This window comes from Sphingopyxis sp. KK2 (assembly GCF_001990265.1).
In the GTDB taxonomy this organism is placed as follows: Bacteria; Pseudomonadota; Alphaproteobacteria; order Sphingomonadales; family Sphingomonadaceae; genus Sphingopyxis.
Genome location: NZ_LYVN01000184.1, coordinates 1 through 6,351 on the forward strand (window position 1 = coordinate 1; position 6,351 = coordinate 6,351).

Genomic DNA, 6,351 nt, shown 5'->3' on the forward strand with positions numbered 1-6,351 from the left:
GGCGTCCGACGCGTTCGCGCGCCGCCTCTTCCTCGCCAGCCTCGGCCAGCTCGATCACGTCGCGGACGAATTCGGGCTTCAGCCGGTCGTCCTCGTCGAGCTCGGTTTCGGGGGCTTCGTCGACCAGCACATCGTCGGGGGGCAGGGCATCTTCGCGTCTATCCATCGCGCGGCCCTCCCAATTTGTGCCGGCAAATCCGGCCGCGAACCGGTCCCCCCCTAGTCCGGCGCTGCCCTTAAGGCAACGATGTGCGCGATGATCGACAAATTATACGTGGCATCTGCCCCGCCCTTGGCTATGGCACCGCCAACCCCGCTTTTCAGGAGTATCCCAATGACCGATCAGACCCTCACCCTGTCGCTGTCGACCGGCGATGTCGTCATCCGCCTGCGTCCCGACCTCGCCCCGCTGCACGTCGAGCGCATCGCGGGCCTCGCCAAGGAAGGCTTTTACGACGGCGTCGTTTTCCACCGCGTGATCCCCGGCTTCATGGCGCAGGGTGGCGATCCGACGGGCACCGGCATGGGCGGCAGCCCGCTTCCCGACCTGCCGCAGGAATTCAACGCCGAACCGCATGTCCGCGGCGTGTGCTCGATGGCGCGCTCGCAGAACCCGAACAGCGCGAACAGCCAGTTCTTCATTTGCTTCGACGACGCGCGCTTCCTCGACAAGCAGTACACCGTCTGGGGCGAAGTGATCGAAGGCATGGAGAATGTCGACGCGCTGCCGAAGGGCGAGCCGCCGCGCGAGCCCGGCAAGATCGTCAAGGCGACCGTCAGCGAATGAAGGAAAATCCCCGCTTCGGCGGGGATTTTTTTAGTCGCCGATAAAGCCGTTCAGCCGTTCGCAGGCGGCGATCCAGTCCTCTTTGAATTCCTGCACGACCTGCCCGGCGCCCATCGCTTCGTTCATGAGGCCGACGCCCTGGCCGACCCAATAGGTCGCCAGATGTTTCGCGCCTTCGTGGCCGCCTTCGGACAATTTATCGACCTTGCGCAGCGCGGGTTCGCTGACCAGCGACTGGAGCGGCATCGGCAGCGGCTTCGGCGCGCCTTCGGCTTCCCAGGCGTCGGTCCAGGGCGAGCGGAGCTGGCGTGAGGGTTTGCCGGTGCGGCTTTTCGAGCGGACGGTGTCGCGCGACGAGGCGGCGAGCATCTTTTCCTTCACCACCGGGTTGGTCTCCGCCTCTGCCGTGGTCAGCCAGACCGAGCCGGTCCACGCACCATGCGCGCCCATCGCCATCGCCGCGGCCATCTGGCGCCCGGTGACGATACCACCCGCGGCGAGGATCGGGGTGGTGGCGCCGACCGCCTCGACCGCCGCGGCGACCTCGGGAACGAGCACCATCGTTGCGACTTCGCCGCAGTGGCCGCCGGCTTCGCCGCCCGCGACGACGAGGATGTCGACGCCGGCGCGCACCTGTGCCAGCGCATGGTCGCGGGTGCCGACCAGTGCTGCGACGGGGACGTCGTTGCGCTTGCCGAGTTCGAGCATCAGCGGCGGCGGAACGCCGAGCGCGTTGGCGATCAGGCCGATCGGGTGGCGGAAGGCGACTTCGAGGAGCGCGGCGGCGCCGGCGTCGCTCATATTGTCGCCGAGGCTGGAGCTGACCCCGCCGAGGCTGTCACCGTCGACGCCATGCTTTTCGAGCAGGCCCGCGACGAAGGCTTTATGCTCGTCGGGAATCGGCGGCAGCGCGGTCTTTTCGTCGCCCTTGCCGGCGAAGCTGTTGGGGACGATCAGGTCGACGCCATAGGGGCGGCCGCCGATATGCTCGTCGATCCACGCCAGTTCTTCCTCGAGCCGTTCGGGCGGGAGCGAGGCGGCGCCGAAGACGCCCATGCCGCCCGCTTTCGAGACCGCGACGACGACGTCGCGGCAGTGCGAGAAGGCGAGGAGGGGGAATTCGATGCCGAGCATCGCGCAAATGGGGGATAGCATGGACCTCTCCGGATGTTGTCTAAGTTGCCACGTAGCGTGCATGTCAGCGCTAGTTTACGTAAACGTCAAGTTGATTTGCGCGGGCGGCCGTCTATCGCGGGCGGCATGAGCGATTTTTCCCTGCCCGGCTTCGACCTCGACGCCTTCGTCCGCGCCACTTTTGCCGAAGATCTGGGCGTGGGGGGCGACATCACCTCGATGGCGGTGATCCCCGCGGACGCGCGCTTCGAGGGCGTGATGGACAGCCGCGACGCGATCACCGTCGCCGGCCTGCCGATCGCCGAAGCTTTCTTTCGCGCGCTCGATCCTGCCATGGCGATCGAAATCCTGGTCGAAGAGGGCGCGCGGGTGCCCGCCGGAACCGACCTGATGCGCCTGTCGGGCAACGCCCGCGCGATGCTCACCGCCGAACGGTCGGCGCTGAACACGGTGCAGCATCTGTCGGGCATCGCGACGCTGACGCGGCAATATGTCGACGCGCTGGAGGGCAAGGCGACCCTGCTCGACACGCGCAAGACGATCCCCGGGCTGCGCGTGCTGGAGAAATATGCGACGCGGATGGGCGGCGCGACGAACCACCGCATGGGCCTGTGGGACGCGGCGATGATCAAGGACAATCATGTCGCGGTCGCGGGATCGGTCGAGGAAGCGGTGCGCCGCGCGGTCGATGCCGGGATCGCGAACATCATCGTCGAGGTCGACCGCGTCGATCAGGTCGAACCCGCACTCTCCGCCGGGGCGACGCACCTGCTGCTCGACAATATGGATCTCGCCGCCCTGCGCGAATCGGTCGCGATCGTCGCGGGCCGGGTGCCGGTCGAGGCCTCGGGCGGGGTGCGGCTCGACACCATCGGCGATATCGGCGCGACCGGGGTGACCTATGTCTCGGTCGGGCGGCTGACCCAGTCGGCGCCCGCCGCCGACATCGGGCTCGATTTTGCGCTGGCGTGAGGCCGTCGCGGCGGCGCTGCTGGCGCTCGCCCCCACCATCGCCCTCGCGCAAGCGCCCGCCTGCGTTGCGCCCGACCGCACCGTCATCCCGCGCCTCGAACAGCCGAAGCGCGGCGAGCCGGTGCGCAATCCGCCGATCGCGGGCTATCTGCTGAGCCTCAGCTGGTCGCCCGAACATTGCGCGGGGGTGCGCAACGCGAAGGACGGGCGCGACCGCTTCCAATGTTCGGGCGAGAACGGCCGCTTCGGCTGGGTGCTCCACGGACTGTGGCCCGAGGCGGCGAACCCCGGCTATCCGCAATGGTGCCGCCCCGCGAAGATCGTGCCGCAGCCGGTGCTGCGCCGCCATATGTGCATGACGCCGTCGGCGCAGCTGCTGCAGCATGAATGGGCGAAGCACGGCACCTGCATGAGCCCCGATCCGGCGTCCTATTTCCGCGCCGCCGAGATATTGTTTCGCACCGTCCGCTTTCCCGACATGAAGGCGCTCGCCGCCAAGCCGCAGACCGCGGGGACGATCCGGCAGGCGTTCGTCGCGCGCAACCCCGGCATCCGGCGCGAAATGCTGGCGGTTTCGGCGCGCGACGGCTGGCTGACCGAGGTGCGCTATTGCCTCGGCCCGCGGATGAAACCGCAGCGGTGCCTGCCTTTTCAGCGCGGGCTCGACGACAAAAGGGCGGTGAAGGTGCGGCCGATGCCGCGTTAACGGGTCGAACGTCGCGCGTCCCCCGGCGGGACAGGTCGGCGTTAACGATTTTTTAACCTTATCGACTCGTTAACCGCGCTCTATTTTGCGGGGCATGGAAAAATTCGAAGCCGATATCCGCATCGACATCCGCAACCGGCTGCGTTCGCATGCCGCCCGGAAACTGGTGATTGCGCGGATGCAAGCACCGCGCGACTGGGAAACTGCGCTTCGCTATGAACTGGCGCAGCACCGCACGCCGCAGCCGCTGATCGTCGGGTCGAGCGACTTCAAGCTGTTCCTGCAGAGCTTTTTGATCTTTTTTACCGCGGCGATGATGTTCTTGATCTGAGGATCGGGGAGCGGGCGTTCGATCAACTCCTCTCTCCCCTTGAGGGAGAGATACGCAGGCTTGGCAGCGTGCTGCCTAGCCGCAGTTGAGAGGGGGTTTGCGTCCGCTGGCGTCGCACCCCTCTCCAAGCTTCGCTAGCTCCCAAGGGAGCAAGCTGCGCTATCCTCTCCCTCAAGGGGAGAGGAGATCATGTCCGCTTTCCACCCCAAAGCTGCCGTCCCGTTCCCGCTCAGTCGCAGGCCTTGTGCAGGCGCCACGCCAACAAGGCCGAGACGATGCACATGACGGCGACCATCAGCAGCGTGTCGTCGATCGTCAGCCCCATGCCGATCAGCACGCTGAGCAGCAGCGTCGCGGCGACCATGAAGCCCGAATTGACGATATTGTTCGCGGCGACGGTGCGCGCGGTCTGCGATTTGGCGACGGTGGTGGTGAGGAAGGCGTAGAGCGGGACGACGAACATTCCGCCGGCGATCGCGATGCCGAGCAGGTCGAAGATGATACGGTCGCCGGTGCGGATCGAGAGGAATTCGCGCCATCCCATCAGGCTGGCATCGGCGTGCTGCCAGGTTCCGACCGCCCACCAGAGGTCGAGCACGAACAGCCCCATGACGATCACCGAACCCGGCGAATAGCGCGCCGAGACATGGCCCTTGAGCAGCCGGTTGACGATGATCGAACCGATCGCGACACCGACCGAGAAGACCGCGGTGAACAAGGTCGCGACGGTGTTGTCGGCGCCGAGCGTGTCCTTGACCAGCGGCGGGAATTGCGCGGCGAGGATGGCGGCGATCGCCCAGAAGAAGCTGATCGACAGGATCGCGAGGAACAGGCGCGGGATGTGCATCGTGCCGTTCACGATCTGCCACGACGAGCGGAAGACGTTGCGGTCGATGACGAGGCCCTCGGCCTCTTTTTCGGGCGGCGCGGGCGGGACGTAGGAGGCGGTGATGCGGCCGATGATCGCGACCGCGAAAATGCCGAAAATCGCGATCTTGGGATGGATCAGCCCGCCGGCGATGGTGCCGCCGAGAATGGCGATATAGGTACCCGCCTCGACCCAGCCGGTGCCCGACAGCACCTCGTCCTCCTCGAGATGCTGCGGCAGGATCGCATATTTGATCGGGCCGAAGAAGGTCGAATGCATGCCCATCGCGAACAGCGCGAGCAGCATGAGCGGCACATTGTGCAGCCAGATGCCGACGGCGCCGACGAGCATGATGAAGATTTCGGCGGTCTTGATGATGCGGATCATCATCGCCTTGTCGTGGCTGTCGGCGAGTTGTCCGGCGAGCGCGGAAAAGAGGAAGAAGGGCAGGATGAACAGCCCGCCGACGAGCGCGTTGAACCAGGCGACGTCCTGCGGCGTGGTGTAGATGGCGTAGGTCGCCAGCATGACCACGGCCATCTTGTAGAAATTGTCGTTGAAGGCGTTGAGGAACTGCGTCGTGAAAAGAGGCAGGAACCGGCGTTGCTTCATCAGCGCGAAGGAACCGATCATGCAAAACCCATTCTGGTAACCCCACCAACCGGCGACCCGTGCCCGGCAAGGCAAACTGGTTGTCGCGCGGCGGGCTTATCGGCTAGGGACGACAGGGTCAAAGCCAAAAGGCCGCGCGAGCGGGAAACAGGGGTCATGCTCAGCCTTCCGAATATCCTGACCTTGTCGCGCATCCTGGCGGTGCCCATCCTGCTGTTCCTGCTGTGGCCGGGCATACGCATCGGCGCGCACCAGCCGCTGGCGATCGATTATGCGCTCGCCTTCGTCCTCTATTGCCTGATGGGCATTACCGATTATTTTGACGGCTATGTTGCACGATCGCGCGGGATCGTGTCGCGGCTGGGCGCTTTCCTCGACCCGATCGCCGACAAGATCATGATCGCGGCGGTGATCCTGCTGCTCGTCTTCACCCGCGATATCGACGGTTATCATGTCATCGCCGCGCTGATGATCCTGCTGCGCGAGATCATCGTGTCGGGGCTGCGCGAATTCCTTGCGACGTTGCAGGTGTCGATGCCGGTGACCAAGCTCGCCAAATGGAAGACGACCTTCCAGCTCGTCGCCTTTGGCGCGCTGATCCTCGCGGGGGCGCTGCCCGCGATGGCGTGGATCAAGACCGTCGGCCTCGTTTCCTTGTGGGGCGCCGCGGTGCTGACGCTGATCACCGGCTGGGATTATCTGCGCGTCGGCCTGAAGCATATGGATTGAGCGCATGGCGCTGGAACTGAGCTATTTCGCCTGGGTGCGTGAGCGCATGGGCGTCGCCGGGGAAGTGGTGACACCGCCCGACGATGTCGCAACGGTCGCCGGGCTGATCGATTGGCTCGCCGCGCGCGACGAAGCCGGCGCCCGCGCCTTTGCCGAGCCGCAGCGGATCCGCGCGGCGGTGGGCGGGCAGATGGTGGGGCCCGAAGCGGCGA

At 65.9% G+C, this 6,351-nt stretch carries 8 protein-coding genes; 6 read left to right on the forward strand and 2 right to left on the reverse strand.

The genetic code is table 11. The features are described 5' to 3' along the window. Positions 1–334 precede the first annotated feature (334 nt). Positions 335–787, forward strand: coding sequence for a peptidylprolyl isomerase (locus B1A78_RS19640; RefSeq protein ID WP_077148575.1), 453 nt, complete (start codon positions 335–337; stop codon positions 785–787). A 30-nt stretch (positions 788–817) separates the two neighbouring features. On the opposite strand, the gene B1A78_RS19645 is transcribed toward B1A78_RS19640, so the two are convergent. Then, positions 818–1,942, reverse strand: a complete 1,125-nt coding sequence (locus tag B1A78_RS19645; RefSeq protein WP_077148576.1) for a nitronate monooxygenase family protein — start codon at positions 1,940–1,942, stop codon at positions 818–820. A gap of 105 nt (positions 1,943–2,047) precedes the next feature. Between B1A78_RS19645 and nadC the strand changes: the two genes are divergently transcribed. From nadC to B1A78_RS19660, 3 genes are all read left to right on the forward strand, one after another. Continuing rightward, positions 2,048–2,893 (forward strand): carboxylating nicotinate-nucleotide diphosphorylase, encoded by an 846-nt coding sequence (gene nadC / locus B1A78_RS19650; RefSeq protein WP_077148577.1) that lies wholly within the window; start codon positions 2,048–2,050, stop codon positions 2,891–2,893. Then, positions 2,880–3,599 (forward strand): ribonuclease T(2), encoded by a 720-nt coding sequence (locus tag B1A78_RS19655; RefSeq protein ID WP_077148578.1) that lies wholly within the window; start codon positions 2,880–2,882, stop codon positions 3,597–3,599. Before nadC ends, B1A78_RS19655 begins: the two co-directional genes overlap by 14 nt. A 94-nt stretch (positions 3,600–3,693) precedes the next feature. Continuing rightward, positions 3,694–3,930, forward strand: coding sequence for a hypothetical protein (locus B1A78_RS19660; RefSeq protein WP_077148579.1), 237 nt, complete (start codon positions 3,694–3,696; stop codon positions 3,928–3,930). Between the two features lie 229 nt (positions 3,931–4,159). On the opposite strand, the gene B1A78_RS19665 is transcribed toward B1A78_RS19660, so the two are convergent. After that, positions 4,160–5,431, reverse strand: a complete 1,272-nt coding sequence (locus B1A78_RS19665) for an MFS transporter (RefSeq protein WP_077148580.1) — start codon at positions 5,429–5,431, stop codon at positions 4,160–4,162. 135 nt (positions 5,432–5,566) lie between these two features. On the opposite strand from B1A78_RS19665, the gene pgsA reads away from it, so the two are divergent. Continuing rightward, on the forward strand, positions 5,567–6,139 hold the full coding sequence (pgsA, locus tag B1A78_RS19670) for a CDP-diacylglycerol--glycerol-3-phosphate 3-phosphatidyltransferase (protein ID WP_077148581.1): 573 nt from the start codon (positions 5,567–5,569) through the stop codon (positions 6,137–6,139). Positions 6,140–6,143: 4 nt separating this feature from the next. Then, positions 6,144–6,351, forward strand: a 208-nt coding sequence (locus B1A78_RS19675; RefSeq protein WP_077148582.1) for a MoaD/ThiS family protein, incomplete at its 3' end; no start/stop codon positions are given.

Coding starts and splice junctions, on each gene's coding strand:
- nadC (WP_077148577.1), top strand. CDS start 2,048: ATGAGCGATTTTTCCCTGCCCGGCTTCGACCTCGACGCCTTCGTCCGC.
- B1A78_RS19645 (WP_077148576.1), bottom strand. CDS start 1,942: ATGCTATCCCCCATTTGCGCGATGCTCGGCATCGAATTCCCCCTCCTC.
- B1A78_RS19640 (WP_077148575.1), top strand. CDS start 335: ATGACCGATCAGACCCTCACCCTGTCGCTGTCGACCGGCGATGTCGTC.
- B1A78_RS19665 (WP_077148580.1), bottom strand. CDS start 5,431: ATGATCGGTTCCTTCGCGCTGATGAAGCAACGCCGGTTCCTGCCTCTT.
- B1A78_RS19660 (WP_077148579.1), top strand. CDS start 3,694: ATGGAAAAATTCGAAGCCGATATCCGCATCGACATCCGCAACCGGCTG.
- pgsA (WP_077148581.1), top strand. CDS start 5,567: ATGCTCAGCCTTCCGAATATCCTGACCTTGTCGCGCATCCTGGCGGTG.